The organism is Ruegeria sp. HKCCA6837, assembly GCF_013034475.1.
Classification (GTDB): domain Bacteria; phylum Pseudomonadota; class Alphaproteobacteria; order Rhodobacterales; family Rhodobacteraceae; genus Ruegeria.
In genome coordinates this window covers 93,206-111,766 of the sequence record NZ_WQGD01000013.1, presented here as the reverse complement: position 1 = coordinate 111,766, position 18,561 = coordinate 93,206, and the positions used below count along the sequence as shown (strand labels likewise).

General features: G+C 56.9%; 17 protein-coding genes. 7 read left to right on the top strand and 10 right to left on the bottom strand.

The features are described from left to right. Positions 1-64: 64 nt before the first annotated feature. Positions 65-2,482 carry a DNA topoisomerase (ATP-hydrolyzing) subunit B gene (gene gyrB / locus GOV91_RS17040; protein ID WP_171236385.1) on the bottom strand — a complete coding sequence of 806 codons (2,418 nt, stop codon included), beginning with the start codon at positions 2,480-2,482 and terminating at the stop codon, positions 65-67. Between the two features lie 114 nt (positions 2,483-2,596). After that, complete coding sequence (locus GOV91_RS17035; protein ID WP_171236384.1) at positions 2,597-3,169, bottom strand: TetR/AcrR family transcriptional regulator; 573 nt, start codon at positions 3,167-3,169, stop codon at positions 2,597-2,599. Positions 3,170-3,269: 100 nt separating this feature from the next. On the opposite strand from GOV91_RS17035, the gene GOV91_RS17030 reads away from it, so the two are divergent. Continuing rightward, positions 3,270-3,836 carry a carboxymuconolactone decarboxylase family protein gene (locus GOV91_RS17030; RefSeq protein WP_171236383.1) on the top strand — a complete coding sequence of 189 codons (567 nt, stop codon included), beginning with the start codon at positions 3,270-3,272 and terminating at the stop codon, positions 3,834-3,836. Here the strand turns inward: GOV91_RS17030 and recF are convergent. The 6 genes from recF to mutM form a co-directional block, all read right to left on the bottom strand. Then, a complete protein-coding gene (gene recF, locus GOV91_RS17025) occupies positions 3,833-4,930 on the bottom strand; it encodes a DNA replication/repair protein RecF (protein WP_171236382.1) in 1,098 nt (365 codons plus the stop codon). The two genes, GOV91_RS17030 and recF, sit on opposite strands and share 4 nt — an antisense overlap. Positions 4,931-4,989: 59 nt before the next feature. Beyond that, complete coding sequence (gene dnaN / locus GOV91_RS17020) at positions 4,990-6,111, bottom strand: DNA polymerase III subunit beta (protein ID WP_171236381.1); 1,122 nt, start codon at positions 6,109-6,111, stop codon at positions 4,990-4,992. Positions 6,112-6,336: 225 nt separating this feature from the next. Further along, the gene (gene dnaA, locus GOV91_RS17015) at positions 6,337-7,722 is read right to left on the bottom strand and encodes a chromosomal replication initiator protein DnaA (protein WP_171236380.1); all 1,386 of its coding nucleotides are present in this window, start codon (positions 7,720-7,722) and stop codon (positions 6,337-6,339) included. A 556-nt stretch (positions 7,723-8,278) separates the two neighbouring features. Continuing rightward, on the bottom strand, positions 8,279-8,542 hold the full coding sequence (gene rpsT / locus GOV91_RS17010; protein ID WP_039541017.1) for a 30S ribosomal protein S20: 264 nt from the start codon (positions 8,540-8,542) through the stop codon (positions 8,279-8,281). Positions 8,543-8,771: 229 nt separating this feature from the next. Then, positions 8,772-9,548, bottom strand: a complete 777-nt coding sequence (locus GOV91_RS17005; protein ID WP_171181203.1) for an enoyl-CoA hydratase — start codon at positions 9,546-9,548, stop codon at positions 8,772-8,774. A gap of 66 nt (positions 9,549-9,614) precedes the next feature. Beyond that, positions 9,615-10,466, bottom strand: a complete 852-nt coding sequence (gene mutM / locus GOV91_RS17000) for a bifunctional DNA-formamidopyrimidine glycosylase/DNA-(apurinic or apyrimidinic site) lyase (RefSeq protein WP_171236379.1) — start codon at positions 10,464-10,466, stop codon at positions 9,615-9,617. Positions 10,467-10,552: 86 nt separating this feature from the next. On the opposite strand from mutM, the gene ubiE reads away from it, so the two are divergent. Then, a complete protein-coding gene (gene ubiE, locus GOV91_RS16995; RefSeq protein ID WP_171236378.1) occupies positions 10,553-11,305 on the top strand; it encodes a bifunctional demethylmenaquinone methyltransferase/2-methoxy-6-polyprenyl-1,4-benzoquinol methylase UbiE in 753 nt (250 codons plus the stop codon). Continuing rightward, the gene (ubiB, locus tag GOV91_RS16990; RefSeq protein WP_171236377.1) at positions 11,305-12,834 is read left to right on the top strand and encodes a 2-polyprenylphenol 6-hydroxylase; all 1,530 of its coding nucleotides are present in this window, start codon (positions 11,305-11,307) and stop codon (positions 12,832-12,834) included. Before ubiE ends, ubiB begins: the two co-directional genes overlap by 1 nt. Before the next feature lie 115 nt (positions 12,835-12,949). Here the strand turns inward: ubiB and GOV91_RS16985 are convergent, their stop codons facing one another. Then, a complete protein-coding gene (locus GOV91_RS16985; RefSeq protein ID WP_171236376.1) occupies positions 12,950-14,125 on the bottom strand; it encodes an acetyl-CoA C-acyltransferase family protein in 1,176 nt (391 codons plus the stop codon). Positions 14,126-14,238: 113 nt separating this feature from the next. Between GOV91_RS16985 and GOV91_RS16980 the strand changes: the two genes are divergently transcribed. Further along, positions 14,239-14,808, top strand: coding sequence for an XRE family transcriptional regulator (locus tag GOV91_RS16980; protein WP_171236375.1), 570 nt, complete (start codon positions 14,239-14,241; stop codon positions 14,806-14,808). A gap of 50 nt (positions 14,809-14,858) precedes the next feature. Here the strand turns inward: GOV91_RS16980 and GOV91_RS16975 are convergent, their stop codons facing one another. Then, on the bottom strand, positions 14,859-15,191 hold the full coding sequence (locus GOV91_RS16975; protein ID WP_171236374.1) for a hypothetical protein: 333 nt from the start codon (positions 15,189-15,191) through the stop codon (positions 14,859-14,861). A 195-nt stretch (positions 15,192-15,386) separates the two neighbouring features. Between GOV91_RS16975 and GOV91_RS16970 the strand changes: the two genes are divergently transcribed. The 3 genes from GOV91_RS16970 (at position 15,387) to GOV91_RS16960 (ending at position 18,561) form a co-directional block, all read left to right on the top strand. Further along, positions 15,387-16,571 (top strand): glycine C-acetyltransferase, encoded by a 1,185-nt coding sequence (locus GOV91_RS16970; protein WP_171236373.1) that lies wholly within the window; start codon positions 15,387-15,389, stop codon positions 16,569-16,571. A gap of 14 nt (positions 16,572-16,585) precedes the next feature. Next, complete coding sequence (tdh, locus tag GOV91_RS16965) at positions 16,586-17,614, top strand: L-threonine 3-dehydrogenase (protein ID WP_171236390.1); 1,029 nt, start codon at positions 16,586-16,588, stop codon at positions 17,612-17,614. Positions 17,615-17,679: 65 nt separating this feature from the next. Then, complete coding sequence (locus tag GOV91_RS16960) at positions 17,680-18,561, top strand: tryptophan 2,3-dioxygenase (RefSeq protein ID WP_171236372.1); 882 nt, start codon at positions 17,680-17,682, stop codon at positions 18,559-18,561.

The following is an 18,561-nucleotide window of genomic DNA, read 5'->3' as shown; positions in this document are numbered from 1 at the left end:
TGTTTTGGGCCAAAAATGCAATTCTTTGGGCGAAATGCAAAGCTATGGGCGCACCTACAAACGATCAAAAATCCAGGTTTTCAACACTCAACGCGTTTTTCTGGATGAATTCGCGGCGTGGTTCGACCACGTCACCCATCAGCTTGGTGAACAGATCGTCGGCCTCGACCATATCGTCCACGCGCACCTGCAGCAGCGTGCGGGCGTCCGGGTCCAGTGTGGTTTCCCACAGTTGATCCGGGTTCATTTCACCCAAACCCTTGTAGCGTTGTAGCGACAGGCCCTTTTCGCCCTCTTCCAAAATGGCCCGCAGCAAGTCCAGAGGGCCGTGGATAACCTGAGATCGGTCACGGCGGATCAGAGTCGCCGGCGTGTTATACACCTCTTGCAGGCTTTGAGTGAAACTGCCGGTCTTACGCGCCTCACCCGAGCGCAACATGGGGCCATCCAGTGTGCGTACCTCTTCCACACCGCGCAGGATGCGGGCCAGACGGATGCCGTGGTCCTGAGTAATCCGGCCCTGCCAGCCGCGCTCGTATTCCAACGCGATCAAGTCCAGACGGGCAGCAACTTTGTCAGCCACGCCTTGCAGGTCGGCATCAACCGCACCCGGCACGAAAGCCCCCGCGACGGCAGCCTGTTCCAGAATGTGACGCGGGTAATGCGTCGGGAACGCGTCCAGAACACGCTTCAACTGGCGCGCTTCGTCCACGACACGCGTGAGGTCTTGGCCGATAATCTCTTCACCCGAGCCAAGCTTCAACACGGCCCCTTCGACGCCCTGATTGATCAGATAGTCATCCAGCGCGGCCTGGTCCTTCAGGTAAACCTCTGATTTACCTCGCGAAACCTTATAAAGCGGCGGCTGTGCGATATAGAGATACCCGCCCTCGATCAGTTCCGGCATCTGCCGATAGAAGAAGGTCAGCAGCAGCGTCCGGATGTGTGCACCGTCCACGTCGGCGTCGGTCATGATGACGATCTTGTGGTAGCGCAGCTTTTCGATGTTGAACTCATCGCGGCCAATACCAGTGCCCAGGGCCATCACGAGGTTGCCGATTTCCTGGGACGACAGCATTCGGTCAAACCGCGCGCGTTCCACGTTCAGGATTTTCCCGCGCAAGGGAAGAACGGCCTGAGTCAGACGATCCCGACCTGTTTGCGCGGAACCACCTGCCGAGTCCCCCTCGACCAGGAAGACTTCGGTCTTGGACGGGTCCTTCTCGGAGCAATCCTTCAGCTTACCGGCCAGATAGTTCACATCCATCGCCGTTTTGCGGCGGGTCAGTTCACGGGCCTTTCGGGCAGCCTCACGGGCCAGAGCGGCCTCAATGATCTTGCCGACGATACCCTTGGCTTCATTGGGGTTCTCTTCGAACCATTCAGCCAGCTTTTCATTCATCAGGCTTTCGACCGCAGGTCGCACCTCGGACGAAACCAGCTTGTCCTTAGTCTGGGACGAGAATTTCGGATCCGGCACTTTCACCGACAGCACGCAGGTCAGGCCCTCACGAGCGTCGTCACCTGTAAAGCTGACCTTTTCCTTCTTTGCGATCCCGCTGGACTGCGCATAGTTGTTGATCGTCCGTGTCAAAGCGCCCCGGAAACCGGCGACATGCGTACCACCATCCCGCTGCGGGATGTTGTTGGTGAAGGGCAGAACCGTCTCATGGTAGCTGTCATTCCACCACATCGCGATTTCAACGCCGATGTCGTCACGCTCACCCTTGATATAGATCGGCTCGGGCATGGCCGGGGTCTTGGACCGATCGAGATACTTGACGAACTCCTTGACACCGCCCTCATAGAACAGCTCGGTCTCCAACCGCTCGGCAGGGCGTTCATCAATCAGGATGATCCGCACGCCTGAGTTCAGGAAGGCCAACTCGCGCAGACGCTTTTCCAGCGTGTCGAATGAGTATTCGAGGTTCGAAAACGTGTTGGTCGAGGCCAGAAACCGCACTTCGGTTCCTGTTCGATCGCCGCAATCACCCACGACCTTCAGATGTTCCGCTGTCTCGCCACCCTCAAAGCGTGCGACATGTTCCTTGCCCGCACGCCAGATGCGCAATTCCAGCCAATCGGACAGGGCGTTCACAACCGAAACGCCCACGCCGTGCAGACCGCCCGACACCTTGTAGGAATTGCTGTCGAACTTACCGCCCGCGTGCAGTTGGGTCATAATGACTTCAGCCGCTGAAACGCCCTCTTCCGGGTGAATATCGACCGGAATTCCGCGCCCGTTATCACTGACAGAAACGCTGGAATCCGCGTGGATTTTTACCGTGACATGGTCAGCATGCCCCGCCAAGGCTTCGTCGATCCCGTTGTCGACCACCTCATACACCATGTGGTGCAGACCAGAGCCATCATCCGTGTCCCCGATATACATGCCGGGGCGCTTGCGAACGGCCTCTAACCCTTTGAGAACTTTAATGGAATCTGCGCCGTATTCTTGAGGAGCCTGTGCGTCTTCGGACATTCAGTCAGTACCTATATTATTTTGGTAACTTATACGTTTTCTGGTGGGGAATGTCACGCGATCCCCCAAGATTTTGTGTTTGCGAGGGTCGTTTTTTGCCTGCTGGTTACAGGCTCACAAGCGATCAATGTCAGCGGCAATATCCGCAGCGATTTCCTCTGCGTCGACATCCTCGCGCTCAGCCGACAATCGCAACCCAAGAATGTCAGACTGATACCGCGCCGCCAGTCGATCCGGGTCATGTTCAGACTGAATTTCACCAGCATTCTGAGCGCTTCGGAACAGCTCGGCAAAACACGCTTTCATCTCAGTCATGTGCCGCGCAGCTTGATCTGCAAGATCGTGATCTTTCGCTTGCAACTCCGCATATGTCTTTGCCAACATGCAGGCTTTTGTCGGGTTCTCGACCGCTTCGATCACCAAACGGGGCTGCGCTTTCAACGCCCCTTTTGGCCCCAACTTTTCAGCCAAAGCCTTTAGGCGTGCCACGCCTTCCCGGGTGTAGCTTTCCATCGTCAGCGCATAAAGCGCATCCTTCGAGCCGAATGCCGCATAAAAACTGCCGGGCTTTAGCTTCAATTCCCTTTCCAAATCCTTCAACGACGTCCCAGCCCAGCCCTGACGCCAGAAGATGTCCTTTGCTTTAGCAATCAGAGCATCACGATCATATGCGGGTTTCCGAGGCATCAGCATCACCAATTTTTGAACGTTCACTCAAATATATACTTGAGCGATCGCTCAATAAACCCTAAATACGACTCATCGCGCCAAAAACAGGAGTTCCGACATGGCCAATTTTCCGTCGCACGACCTCGAAACCGCTCCCGAAGAGTCCAAACCTCTTCTCGAAAAATCGCAGGCCGCGTTTGGTCGCTTGCCCGGTTTGCACAAGGTGATGGCCGAAAGCCCGCAGCACCTGGAAGGTTATCAGGTTCTACACGGCCTTTTCTTGCAAACCGATTTCGACAACGATGAGAAAACCGTTGTTTGGCAGACCATCAACGTGGAAAACGAATGTCACTACTGCGTGCCCGCGCACACCGGTATCGCCAAGATAATGAAAGTCTCGGACGATATCACCGAGGCGCTGCGCAATGAAACTCCGCTGCCTTCGGCCAAGCTCGAGGCACTGCGCACCTTCACTCTGCAAGTTATGGAAACACGTGGCAACCCGACCGAGGAACAGCTGCAGGCGTTCTTCGATGCGGGCTATTCACACCGCGCTGTTCTGGATGTGGTGCTGGGCCTAGCACAGAAAACCATGTCGAACTACGTCAACCACATGGCCAAAACCCCGGTCGACGAGGTTATGCGCGGCTTCCTATGGGAACGTAAAGTCAGCGAACCGGCCTAAGTGGTCACGACCGAGCCCTCATCCCCTTCGGTGACAACCAGCGTCTGGGCCCGGTCCCCCAATTCAGCAAACAACTCAGGCCCGGTGCCCGTCATCCAGGCCTGAGCCCCCAGAGCGCAAATCTCATCATAAAGCGCCGCGCGCCGATCTGCGTCCAGGTGGGCAGCCACTTCGTCCAACAAAACAATCGGCGGCGCCCCAATCATCTCTGCCAGCGCCCGCGCGTTCGACAAAATCAAAGACACAAGCAACGCCTTCTGCTCGCCTGTCGAACAATCCTTGGCCGGAACGCCCTTTGCAGCAAAAACCCCATACAGGTCTGACCGATGCGGCCCTACCAAAGTCCGGCCCGCCGCCAGATCCCGGAAGCGACTCTCATTTAGGGCGTCACGCAAATCCTCTGCTGTTTGAGGCATCGCGCCTTCAGTCTGGATCAATTCCAGCTCAGCCGACGGAAAAGCCGTCTCCGCCCGATCCTGCGCGGCACGCAGATAATCCAACGCCGAAAGGCGCGCAGCATGGATGCGATGTCCGGACTCAGCCATCTGCCCCTCCAAGGCCGCATACCAATGGGCATCCCGTACCTGCTCTTTCAACAGACGGTTCCGCTCTCGCATTGCTTTTTCATAGCTCAAAGACGCTTCGGCATGGGCTGGATCAAAACTCAGCGCGATACGGTCCAGAAATCGCCGCCGCCCTTCGGCTCCTTCGATCCAAAGCCGGTCCATCGAAGGGATCAGCCAAACGACCCGCGCCAGTTTCCCCAGCTCGATCTGGCTTGAGGTTTTTTCGTCAATCCGAACCTGCCGCGCCGCACCGCCCTCGGACCAGGTTTCGATTTCGTGCCGCCGCCCCTGCGCATTCAACACCCCTGACAGCTTCCAGCCCAACGCCTCGGGCCGCCGCGTCATCTCTGCTGCGCTCGCGCGCCTTATTCCGCGCCCAGGCGAAAACAAAGATACCGCTTCAAGGATGTTGGTCTTGCCGGCCCCGTTGGGCCCATGAATCGCGACGGGCCGCCCATCCAAAGACAACCGCGCCAGTTTGTGAGATCGAAAATGCGAGACCGTAAGCTCGGTCAGGGCCAATCCCATGACCCCTCCCTTCTTCTTGTCAAAAATACGGTCGCCGAAGGCATCGCGCGCCAGCGCGATCAGACGCGCATCGGCATGACAACGTAAACCGCGCTCTGGTCATTGCCTTCGCGCATCAGGGTCGGATCACCCGCAGAGTTAAACAAGAACACTGCATTCTCACGATCGACCTGAGACGCGATCTCTAGCAAATACTTGGCGTTAAACCCGATCTCCAACCGTTCATCCCCATAGGCGACGGCCAGTTCTTCTTCAGCAGCGCCACTGTCTGGTGCATTAACCGAAAGGACCAGCTTGTCGCCGTCCAGTTGCAGCTTCACCGCACGCGACCGTTCGGACGACACTGTCGCCACCCGGTCTACAGCCTGCGCAAACTCGGCCGCATCGACCTCAAGCTTGCGCGTGTTCCCTTGCGGGATGACGCGTGTGTAATCGGGGAAGGTGCCGTCGATGACCTTCGAGGTCAGAGTTATATCCGGCGTGGCAAAACGTACTTTGGTTTCGCTGACCGAAACGGCGATATCCATTTCATCATCGTCCAGCAGCTTGCGCAGCTCGCCTACGGTTTTGCGTGGCACGATCACTCCCGCCATGTCTGCGGCCCCATCCGGCAGATCCGCATCGATACGCGCCAGACGGTGACCGTCGGTGGCCACACAACGCAGAACTTTGCCGCCGTCAGAGCCATCAGCCACATGCATGTAGACACCGTTCAGGTAGTACCGGGTCTCTTCCGTCGAGATGGCGAATTTCGATTTGTCGAACAGCCGACGCAGCAGCGCCGCTGACGCGGTGAAATTCGATTGATATTCCGAGGACGCCATGACCGGAAAATCTTCTTTCGGCAGCGTCGCCAACGAGAAATTTGACCGGCCTGCCTCGACGGTCAACCGACCTGCAGCACTGTCTGCGGTCAGAGTCACCAGCGCCCCATCCGGCAGTTTCCGCACGATCTCATGCAGGGTGGTCGCAGCAACAGTGGTCGCACCGGCTTTCTCGACCTGCGCGGGCGCTTTGTCGACCACTTCGATATCCAGATCGGTGGCACGGAACTGGGCTTGATCGCCCTCCGCCTCAATCAGCACGTTGGCAAGTATGGGAATGGTATTGCGCCGTTCCACAACGGATTGAGCCTGCGAAACAGCCTTGAGAAGGGTGCCGCGTTCAATGCTGATCTTCATACCCTCAGTTCCTCTGACTTGCGTACCGACATGGGCGGGACTGGCACGTTAGCGGTTCCACCCTGAGGCACAAGGATTTTTTACGGATTTCTGGGTTGGAAAGCCCTTAGCGTCAAGGGCATCGTGCCAAACTAGCCTCAGTTCTGGCCCAACCGTGGATTAATGCGCACAAGAAAACGCCCCGGACGCAAAGCACCGGGGCATTTTCTTCATGAAGTGCTCAGATCAGGCTTCCAGCGACCGCCGCAGCATTTCTACATCTTCGGCGATCTGACCGTCGGTCAGTTTCAGCTCTTCAATACGTTTCACGCCGTGCATGACCGTTGTGTGGTCACGCCCGCCAAAACGGCGGCCAATCTCGGGCAGCGAGCGGCTGGTGAGCTGCTTGCACAGATACATCGCCACCTGGCGCGGACGCGCATAAGACCGCAGGCGCTTGGGCCCGATTATGTCAGAAAGGCGAATATTGTAATATTCGGACACTTTCCGCTGGATCTCTTCAACGCTGATCTTTCGTTCTGAGGCGCGCAGCACGTCAGCCAGACAATCCTGTGTCAGCTCCATATCGATGTCGCGGCCCACCAGCGATGCGAAGGCGAACAAACGGGTCAGAGCGCCTTCCAGAACGCGGACATTGGTCGAAATGCGGTGGGCCAGAAACTCAAGAACTCCGTCAGCAATCGACAGATCGGGATAGGTGCTGCTGTACTGCTGCACCTTGTTCTGCAGGATGCCCAGGCGCAGTTCGTAGTCAGTTGGATGCAGGTCGACGACCAGACCGCATTGCAGGCGCGATTTCACACGGTCTTCCAGATCCTTGATCTCACCCGGGGCGCGGTCGGCCGAAATGATGATCTGCTTGTTCTGATCCACAAGCGCATTGAAGGTGTGAAAGAACTCTTCCTGCGTCGAATCCTTGCCCGCGATGAATTGCACGTCATCCACCATCAACACATCGACCGAGCGGAACAGGTGTTTGAAATCCATCATCCGGCGTTCACGCAGCGCCTGAACAAAGCGATACATGAATTGCTCGGCCGAAAGGTAAAGCACGTTAAGCTCAGGATGTTTTGTCTTCAGCTCCCACGCGATGGCGTGCATCAGGTGGGTTTTACCTAAACCCACACCACCATACAAAACCAGCGGGTTGAAGGTGACAGGTCCGCCTTCCGAGACACGGCGGGCGGCGGCATGCGCCAGTTCGTTGGGCTTGCCCACAACAAAGCTGTCAAAGGTAAAGCGGGAATCCAAAGGCGCGGCCTGCAAGGACTCGAGCGCATCCGAGGCAACCTCAGCCACGGGCGCGACAACAGGATCTGCAGGCGCGTCCGGGGCCGCTTGCAAGTTTGGTTTCGGACGTGCGGGCGAATTGGCGGCAACCCGGAAATCCAGCCGCTGCACGGTTTCACCTGCCGTGTTCAGTTCATACAAAATGAGGTCTGCAAAATTTTGACTGACATAGTTGCCCATAAAATTGGTCGGCACGGAAAAAACCGCCACTCCATTCTGCAGCTCCTTAAATTCCAAAGGCTCGATCCAGGTGGTGTAGTTGTTCCGACCGACGGCCTTCAGCAATTTGTTACGCAGTAGTCCCCATTTCTCTTGTGTCATTCAGCGCCTCACGCATCCCATTCTTATTGGCCTGTCGGCCTTATTCATACAAACCCGGTCGCCCGGTTAAGCGTTCACTCGCACACAGGTATCCAAGCGCCAAAACCAACCCGGTTTGGCGGGATGTCTTTCAAATGCACACATGTCCCCGCTAAACGCCCGGCAATAGTTGAGCGTCCGGAAAACCGGGTTGCACGTCGCACTCTCAATTTTTTAGACAGGGCCGAGCACACCGGGCTTGTCCCGGATTTCTCGACAAATCGGCAGCCTGACATCAGCCAGTCGTCGACAACTTCTTCGGATCGTCCTGATGCCCGTCAGTTCGACCGAAGAAACAGCCTGTCCCCCCAAGCGAGTGAATCGCTGATAACAGTGGTAACAACTCCTTGCGGGGCGCGGCAACGAAACTCTGTTATTGACTCGGTTCTTTGGCCGAAAGAATCTCTCAGTTTTGTGAAGGCGCGGTTTTCCGGCAACACGAAAAAAGGCGCCGCTTCACGCGACGCCTTGTATTTAGATCAGCCTTGCTGACATGACCATTGGTCAATCAGTGGACTTAGCCCAGTGCTTTGACGCGGGCCGACAGGCGCGACATCTTGCGGGCTGCGGTGTTTTTGTGGAACACACCTTTGGTAACACCGCGCATCAGTTCAGGCTGAGCGGCACGCAGAGCAGCGGTTGCCGCGTCCTTGTCGCCAGAAGCAATCGCTTCTTCGACTTTGCGCAGGTAAGTACGGATGCGCGAACGACGCGCTTTGTTGACTGCGAAACGCTTTTCGTTCTGACGTGCGCGTTTCTTTGCCTGGGGCGAATTTGCCATGTGTCTCTGACCTTCGTTCGGTACGGTTATCTTGGGTTGCGCGCCACGGACATATCCGCACCGGATCAGAAATCACGAGTGTGAGTCGGGCCAAGCGGGCCGCACGCGCATGTATGGCGGCGGTATGTATCCAAGTTTTTCGGGTTTGCCAAGCCGATTCTCTGCGCTTGCGAACCGGACATAAAAAAGGCGGGCAAAAGCCCGCCCCCGAACCTTGGCTAGCTACGCCTTACTTGTCGCGGAATTGCGCCGCGCGCTTTTCCAGAAACGCCGCCATGCCTTCTTTCTGGTCTTCAGTCGCAAACATCGAATGGAAGACGCGACGCTCGAACAACATGCCTTCACTTAGCGGAAGTTCATAACTGCGATTGACGGCTTCTTTGGCTGCGATGGCGGTAATTTGCGACTTCTCAGCAATCTTTTGAGCCGCTCCAGTTGCTTCTTCGATCAACTTCTTGGCGGGCACTACTCGGCTTACCAAACCTGCGCGCTCGGCCTCTTCGGCATCCATGAACCGGCCCGTCAGGTTCATATCCATCGATTTCGATTTGCCGACGAACCGCGTCAAGCGCTGACTTCCACCGAGCCCCGCGATGACACCCAAATTGATCTCGGGCTGTCCGAACTTGGCAGTGTCTGCGGCGATGATGAAATCGCACAGCATCGCCAGCTCGCATCCGCCGCCCAGCGCATAGCCCGCAACAGCGGCGATGATAGGCTTGCGGATCGCCGAAACCCGGTCGTTGGCATCGGCAAACAGGTTCACGTTGTAGACGTCCACAAAGCTCATCTCGGACATTTCCTTGATGTCCGCACCGGCGGCAAAGGCCTTGTCCGATCCGGTAATCACAATGCATCGCACCTTGTCGTTGCTGTCTGCATCTTCCAGCGCGGCACACAACTCACCCAGCAACTGGGTATTGAGCGCATTCAACGCATCCGGTCGGTTGAGTTTGATAAGAGCGACGTGGTCTTCGATTTCGACGATGATCGTCTCAAAAGCCATGAGGTGAAAGCTTCCGGTTGTTCCGTTCAGATACGATTCCTTATCACGCGATTTCGTTGGATCAAGTTATCTTTGGCATTGCACACAATAGAAGGATGAGCGACCGGACTGGGTGATTCTCTTGATTGTCGCGCCACAGCCCTCTGTCCGGCAAGGCTCTCCCTCGCGCCCATAGACGTCAAAGCTGTGCTGAAAATATCCAAGTTCTCCATCAGCTTGGCGGAAATCTCGCAAAGAAGAGCCGCCTGCTTCTATGGCGTCCTGCAACACTTGCCGGATGATCGGAACCAATGCGGCAACACGGGATGCAGAAATCTGCCCGGCTTTGCGACGTGGCGACACCTTGCCGCGATAAAGCGCCTCGCAGACATAGATATTACCCAATCCGGCAACGATTCCCTGATTCAAGAGCGCGGATTTGACCGGGGTGTTCTTGCCTTTGAAGGCCTCGATCAGATGTTGTTCGTGGAAGTCATTGCCCAAGGGCTCTGGCCCCAGAACCGACAGCAACTTGTGGTCATCCGCCGTTGCTGTCGGCATCAGGTCCATGGCGCCAAACCGACGTGGATCATTGAAGGTCACGCGGGCACCGTTGGCCATGTGAAAGACGACATGGTCATGCTTCTCAGGCATCGGATGTCCATGCACAAACTGCCCCAAAGGATCGCCCGACACCGTCATGCGGCCCGACATGCCCAGATGAATCAGCAGCGTTTCTCCACTGCTGAGATCGGCCAGAATATATTTCGAGCGCCGCCGCAAACGATCCACCCGCTGACCCGTAAGCCGTTCGGCCATACGCTCGGGGAAGGGCCAGCGCAGATCAGGGCGGTTCACATCTGCCCGTTCAATCACTACGCCTTCCATCGTTGGGCTCAAGCCGCGTCTTACTGTCTCGACCTCGGGCAATTCCGGCATTACACGGCTCCTAATTCAAAGGGCCGCATTGTGCGCGCCTCTTATGGCCCTATAACAGAGGCGAAATTCGACAAACGGCAAGGCAAATGTCCGACAACAGCGACAAGACCACTCATTTCGGGTTCGAAACCGTGCGCGAGGCCGACAAGGCCGGGCGCGTGCAGGGCGTGTTCAACTCGGTTGCCTCGAAATATGACGTGATGAACGATGTCATGTCGATGGGCATCCACCGAGTCTGGAAAGACGCGATGATGGATTGGCTGGCCCCACGCCCTGGCCAACGGCTGCTGGATGTGGCGGGCGGAACAGGGGACATCTCTTTCCGCTTCCTCAAACGCGCAGGCCACGGCCACGCCACCGTTCTGGACCTGACCGAACCGATGCTGGTCGAAGGCCGCCAACGCGCCGAGGCCGACCAGATGTCAGACAGCCTGAATTGGGTGGTCGGCGACGCAATGGCTCTGCCGTTCGAAGACAATACCTTTGATGTCTACACGATCTCTTTCGGCATCCGGAACGTCACCCGCCCGCAAGAGGCCCTTAACGAAGCGTTCCGCGTGCTGAAACCCGGCGGCCGTCTGATGGTGCTGGAATTCAGTCAGCTGCCCAATGACGGGCTACAAAAGCTTTACGATCTCTACAGCTTCAACGTCATCCCACGCATGGGTAAGCTGATCGCCAATGACTATGACAGCTATCAGTACCTTGTGGAATCAATCCGTAAATTCCCGGATCAAGATACCTTTCTGGGCATGGTCCGCGCTGCGGGCTTCGAGAACGCCAAGTACCGAAACCTGAGCATGGGCATCGCCGCGCTGCATTCCGGCTGGAAGATCTGATGCGCGGTCCTCACAATATTATCCGCCTGATCCGCACAGGCGCCACTTTAGAGCGCACTGGTGCCATGAACGTGGTGCTGGACGCTTTTGAGGCCCCCCGGTCGCTGCGGTTTATCGCCCACGCGTTGGGCAAGCCGTTCCAGTGGCTGGGCTACAAAGGCGATCCAGATATGCCGCCCGCCACGCGTGCTCTGACAGCGCTGGGTCCGGCCTACATCAAGTTTGGTCAGGTGCTGTCCACCCGCCCCGATGTCGTCGGCAACGAACTGGCTGAACAGCTGCGCGTTCTTCAGGACAAACTGCCCCCGTTTTCCAAGTCTGAGGCCATGGCCGAGGTCGAAAAAGAACTGGGCCAGCCTGTTGCCGAGATGTTCAGCGATTTCAGCGAACCCATCGCCGCCGCATCAATCGCGCAGGTCCATAAAGCCAAACTGGTCAGCACGGGCGAGGATGTAGCTGTCAAAGTCCTGAGACCCGGCATCGAACGCGCGTTCCGCAAGGATGTAGACGCTTTCTATTTCGCGGCCCGTATCGTGCAGCTTTTCGCCCCCGGCGCGCGCCGCTTGCGTCCGATGGAAGTGATCGAACATTTCGATGGCGTCGTCCGTGGCGAACTCGATCTGCGGCTGGAAAGCTCTGCCGCATCGGAATACGCCGCCAACACCAAGGATGACGCCGGGTTTTGGCTGCCGCCTGTGGTTTGGTCGCTTTCCGCACGTCGTGTCATGACGCTCAGTTGGGCCGACGGTATCCCGCTGGGCGACAACACCGCGCTGGACGCCGCAGGCCACAACCGCCGCGATCTGGCCGAGCGTGTGCTGCGCCTGTTCTTGCTGCACGCCCTGCGCGACGGGTATTTCCATGCCGACATGCACCAGGGTAACCTGAAGGTTGCCGCCAATGGCGATATCATCGCCTATGACTATGGCATCATGGGCCATATCGACGAATACACGCGCCGGGTTTATGCCGAGATCCTCTTTGGCTTCATCCGTCGCGATTATAAGCGCGTGGCCGAGGTGCATTTCGAAGCCGGATACGTCCCTGCAAACCAGGACGTCGACGAATTCGCCCGCGCCCTGCGCGCAGTCGGCGAGCCCATCTTCGGCATGGATGCTTCACATATCTCGATGGGCCGTCTGCTGAATTACCTCTTCGAGGTAACCGAGCGCTTTGGCATGGAAACAAGAACCGAACTGATCCTGTTGCAACGCACCATGGTGGTGGTTGAAGGCGTGGCGCGTTCGCTCGACGATCACATGAACATCTGGGAGGTCGCCCGCCCCGTGGTCGAAGACTATATCAAGCGATCTATCGGCCCTCGCGCCGCTCTGCGGGATTTTGGGAAAACCGCAATGGTGCTCGCCCGTTTCGGCCCGCGCCTACCAGCGCTTGTTGAAAACGCACTGATCGCGCAAACCCAAAAAGACGACCAAAAAACCTATGGCTTTGGTGCATATGCCCTACCTGCCGCGATTGGTGCGCTCTTTGGAGTAGCCGCAACACTGATTGCCGTGGCGCTCAGTTAAATCAAAACCGCCTGTAAATCAAAACCGCCTGCTTCATCTGGCTAAAAATACCTTCGGGGGGAATTGCGCCAAAAGCGCAATGGGGGGCAGACAGCCCCCCCTGCTTCGTTCTGGCTCAGAGCCGCTCGATGGCAAGGGCAATCCCCTGACCACCGCCAATGCACATGGTGATCAACGCTTTTGACCCACCCGTACGCTCCAAATCGTACAGCGCCTTGAGGGTGATGATCGCGCCGGTCGCGCCAACCGGATGGCCCAGCGCAATGGCACCCCCGTTGGGGTTTACCTTGGCCGCATCCAGACCCAGCTCCTGATTGACAGCCAGTGCCTGTGCGGCAAAAGCTTCGTTGCTTTCGATCACATCGAAATCACCTGCTGACAAACCGGTCTTCTTGAACAGGTTTTGAACAGCCGGGACCGGGCCAATACCCATAACTTCGGGCCGCACACCGGCATGGGCATAGCCGATCACGCGTGCCTTCGGTTTCAAACCCGCTTTTTCTGCAGCGTCCGCCCTTGCCAGAACCATCGCCGCCGCGCCGTCATTGATGCCCGAAGCATTCCCCGCCGTGACGCGCCCATCTTTCTTGAACACTGGCCTCAACCCGGCCAGCGCCTCGGCTGTAGTCGCTTTGGGGTGTTCATCGACCTTGAAGTCGACCATATCGCGTTTGACCTTGACCTGTACCGGCGCGATCTGGCTTTCGAAAAAACCGCCCTCAATCGCAGTCGCAGCACGGGTCTGGCTGGTCATGGCAAACTCGTCCATCTGCTCACGGCTGATCTGATGTTCGTCGGCCACGTTTTCGGCCGTGACACCCATATGCCCCGTGCCAAACGGGCAATTCAGTGCGCCCAGCATCATGTCCAGCGAAGAAACGTCTCCCATCTTCGCACCCCAACGCGCCTGCGGCACGATGTAAGGGCTGCGCGACATGCTCTCGGCACCGCCCGCCACAGCAAATTCCGCATCGCCCAGCATTAGGGACTGCACGGCGGATACAATGGCCTGAGCCCCGGACCCACACAGACGGTTCACATTCATCGCCGGCGTACCGTTGGGGATACCCGCCTGCATCGCAGCCACACGCGACAAATACATGTCGCGTGGTTCGGTGTTGATGACATGACCAAAGACAACGCTGCCGATTTGCGCGCCTTCAACACCCGAACGTTCAAGGGCCGCTTCGGTGGCAACAGTGGCCAGATCAATCGGAGCCGTCGAGGCCAAAGCGCCACCAAATGTGCCGATGGCGGTACGCGCACCATCCAGAATCACTACGTCAGTCATATTTTCTCCTCCAAAACCCGCGCGCATTATGCACTTGCAGCATGATCTTCAAATTAGACTCACTGTCACGCCCGGAATTGACATTACGTTGCGCAACACGCATGGATTCCGTCATGACGGAAAACACAGACGATATCCTGAACCTCCTGCCTGCACGCCTGAAAGAGGCACGCCGGGCAAAAGGACTGTCGCTTGAGGCGGTTGCCAACCTCAGCGGCGTTTCCCGGTCCATGGTCAGCCAGATCGAGCGCGGCGAAAGCAGCCCCACCATTGCGACATTGTGGAACCTTACACGCGCGTTGAACGTAGACTTTGCCGGGCTTCTGGATGAAGAGGTTCAGGGCGATACAATTGAAGTATTGAAACAGTCGGATGTGCCCAATATCGACAATATGGGGTATGGCTGTAGGATCGGCATCCTTTCCCCGCCAGAAGATGCCGGTGGGCACGAAGTTTACGATATCTTGTTCGAGCCGGACGGAAAACTTATCAGCCAACCGCATGCAAAGGGCTCGCGTGAGCATTTGACTGTTTTGATGGGATCGGTCGAGATTGAATCCGGCACCGCAACTGAAGTTCTGCATCAAGGCGACACAGGTCGTTATGCAGCGGATGTTGCGCACTCGATCATTGCGCATAATGGACCGGCACGCGTTTTTCTTATTGTGAAAACCGGTATATAGGATCGACCGGCCGCCGGAACAGGCGGCCAGTCCGAATTAATTTATTATTCCTAGTCGGTTGCGTCGGTTTTGCCGCGGGTTCCCCCACGGTTAGACACCTGACCGTCTGATCCGGTAACGCTAAGGCTGCTTCCGACGTTGCCCCAGCCGCCGTTATTTGTCTCACCGGTAATTGAATTGGCGCCACTCACTGCCGAAGCGGTTCCTTTGCCTGGACCGCCAAGCGCATCGCCAAGGGTAGCCGCGCCGCCTGAAACAGCCCCGGCCATGGACTGAGCAAGCCCACTGTTACCACCGCCGGTATTGCCTTTGCCAGGCCCCGCGAAAGCCGCTGTTGCACCGAAAATCAGAGACAGCGCCGCGGCTGTTGAAATCTTAATCATGTCGTTTCCCTCCCAGTTGATATGCAGGTGAGTACGCGGCGTGGAGAAAAGTGGATCACATTGAACTCACCAAAAAGTTTTTCACTTAAAGTTTCCCTCAATCCGTAATGTAAGAAAATTTTCCGTAATACTGACATTCTTCTATTTCGGAAATCTTTCCGCTATGCTAGATATCGAGGAGCTATGGAGGCCCAGATGGCAAATGCATTCCTATCTCACATCACGGACACCCTTTCGCAGATCGAATCCGAGGGTCTGTATAAACGCGAACGCATGATCACCTCGCCTCAGGGCGGTGAGATTTCCGTGGGCGGCAAGCAGGTGATCAACCTGTGTGCCAACAACTACCTGGGTCTGGCCGATCATCCGGCGCTGATCGACGCCGCAACGAATGCGATGGGTCCGAAAGGCTTTGGCATGGCCTCGGTCCGGTTCATCTGCGGAACACAAGACATTCATCGTGAACTGGAGCAGAAGCTGGCCAAGTTCCTGAACAAGGACGACGCGATCCTGTTTGCTGCCTGTTTTGATGCCAACGGGGGGTTGTTTGAGCCTTTGTTAGGGCCTGAAGACGCGATTATCTCAGACAGCTTGAATCACGCCTCGATCATCGATGGGGTGCGGCTGTGCAAGGCAAAGCGCTATCGCTATTTGAACAATGACATGAACGACCTGGAAGCCTGGCTGAAACAGGCACGCGAGGACGGGGCGCGGCACATCATGATCGCAACGGATGGCGTGTTCTCGATGGATGGCTATCTGGCAAACCTGCCGAAGATTCGCGAACTGGCGGATAAGTACGACGCCATTGTCATGGTCGATGATTGCCATGCCACCGGTTTCATGGGGCCGAACGGCGCGGGTACACCGGATCACTTTGGTGTCGACGTGGACATTTTGACAGGAACCCTAGGCAAAGCACTTGGGGGGGCAATCGGCGGTTACATCGCAGGGCCGCAGCCAGTGATTGACTTGCTACGGCAGCGTGCGCGGCCCTATCTGTTCTCAAACTCGCTGCCACCCTCCATCGTTGCCGCCGGTCTGGAAGCAATCCGTTTGGTCGAAGAAGGCGACATGCTGCGCACCCAACTGTTTGCGAATGCCAAATACTGGCGTGCCGGGCTGGAAAAGCTGGGATTCGACGTGTTGCCTGGCGAACATCCGATCATCCCGGTCATGCTGGGCGAGGCGACTTTGGCGCAAGACATGGCATCGCGCTTGTTTGACGAAGGCGTTTATGTCTCGGGTTTCTTCTTCCCGGTTGTCCCCCGTGGACAAGCGCGGATCAGAACACAGATGAACGCGGCTCTGACTAAGGACGAATTGGACCGTGCTCTGGCCGCCTTTGGCAAGGTCGGCAAAGAACTGGGGGTGATCTGATGCGACCCAACACCATGAAAGCGCTGGAGAAATCTAAACCCGAACAGGGTCTGTGGATGGTGCAGGCCCCGGTGCCTGAGATCGGACCGGAAGAGGTGCTGATCAAGGTCAACAAGACCGGTATTTGCGGAACGGATATTCACATCTGGAACTGGGACGAATGGGCTTCTGCCACCGTGCCGGTTCCCATGATCACTGGCCACGAATTCGCCGGTGAAATCGTCGAAACGGGACGAAATGTAACCGGGCTTGAGATCGGTCAGCGGTGTTCAGGAGAGGGGCATCTGATCACCACTGACAGCCGCCAGAGCCGCGCGGGCAAGTTCCACCTCGACCCCGGCACTCGCGGGATCGGTGTGAATGAGCAAGGGGCCTTTGCGCAGTACCTGAAATTGCCGGCTTTTAATGTCGTGCCACTGCCCGACGATATACCGGATGAGATCGGAGCCATTCTCGACCCCCTCGGCAACGCTGTTCATACAGCGCTGAGCTTCGATCTGCTGGGCGAAGATGTTCTGATCACTGGCGCAGGCCCGATCGGAATCATGGCCGCCGCAGTTGCGCGCCATGCCAGTGCGCGGAATGTTGTGATTACCGATATCAATCCAGATCGCCTGAAGCTGGCTGAACATGTGGTGCCAACTGTCCGCACCGTCGACGTGTCCAAAGAAGACCTGCAAGACGTCATTACAGAATTGGGAATGAAAGAAGGCTTCGACGTCGGTCTTGAAATGTCCGGGTCTCAAGCCGCGCTTGACCAAATGGTCGAAGCTCTTGTGATGGGTGGAAAGATCGCCTTGCTGGGCATTCCGCCCGGGAAATCACCGGTCGATTGGTCGCGTATCGTGTTCAAGGCCATCACCATCAAGGGCGTGTATGGGCGCGAGATGTTCGAGACCTGGTACAAGATGATTGCCATGCTGCAAAACGGGCTGGATATTTCTCGCGTGATCACACACCAGATGAAAGTCGACGAGTTTACCGAGGGTTTTGCCGCGATGAAATCGGGCCGGTCAGGAAAGGTGGTCCTCGACTGGACCTGACACTCTGGCCCTGCGCCGATTCACCCCCTACACATGGGGGGGGACGCCGGCGCAGGGAGAAGCACATGAGCGATAAGGATGATCGATTTCTTGAACGCGGGATCGAAGACACTCTGGTCACCGATTTCGCGCAGACCCATCGCAAAAGCTATGGCGATTTCCTGCAGCTCAAGACACTGCTGAACCTGCAAAAGACCTTTCAGAACCCTGCGCAACCCGATGAGATGCTGTTCATCATCATCCATCAGGTCAGCGAGTTGTGGTTGAAACTGATGCACCACCAACTGGTGGAAGTACGTCATTTCCTGCAACAGGACGAGTTTGGCCCGGCGATGAAAAACCTCGACCGGGTCAAGGCGATCCAGCGCCAGTTGATTTCGGCGTGGGAAACCCTGCTGACCATGACGCCTGCCGATTACATGACGTTTCGGCAGGCTCTGGGCAACTCTTCAGGGTTTCAAAGCTACGGGTACCGCCAGATCGAGTTCATTCTGGGCAACAAGGACCCCGCGACCCTAAAAGTGCATCAGCATGACCCCGAAGTTATGGAGATGCTGAATCATGCGCTGACCAAACCATCTCTGTACGACGAGGTGTTGTTCATGCTGTCCCGCCAGGGCTTTGACGTACCAAAGGACCTGTTAGACCGCGACTTTGCACAGCCCTATTCCGGTGATCCGCGCGTGGTCAAAATCTGGCTGCAGGTGTTTCGGGATAGGTCGCAGTATTGGGATCTTTATGCACTGGCGGAAAAGCTGATGGACGTGGAATCTCTATTCCAGCGCTGGCGTTTCGATCACGTCACAGCGGTGGAAAGAGTGATCGGCAACCAACCCGGCACCGGCGGCTCCAGTGGCGTGTCATTTTTGCGCAAGGCCTTGGATTTACGCTTTTTCCATGATCTCTACGACCTACGCACCGAATTGATGTATGCGGATCAGGAGTGA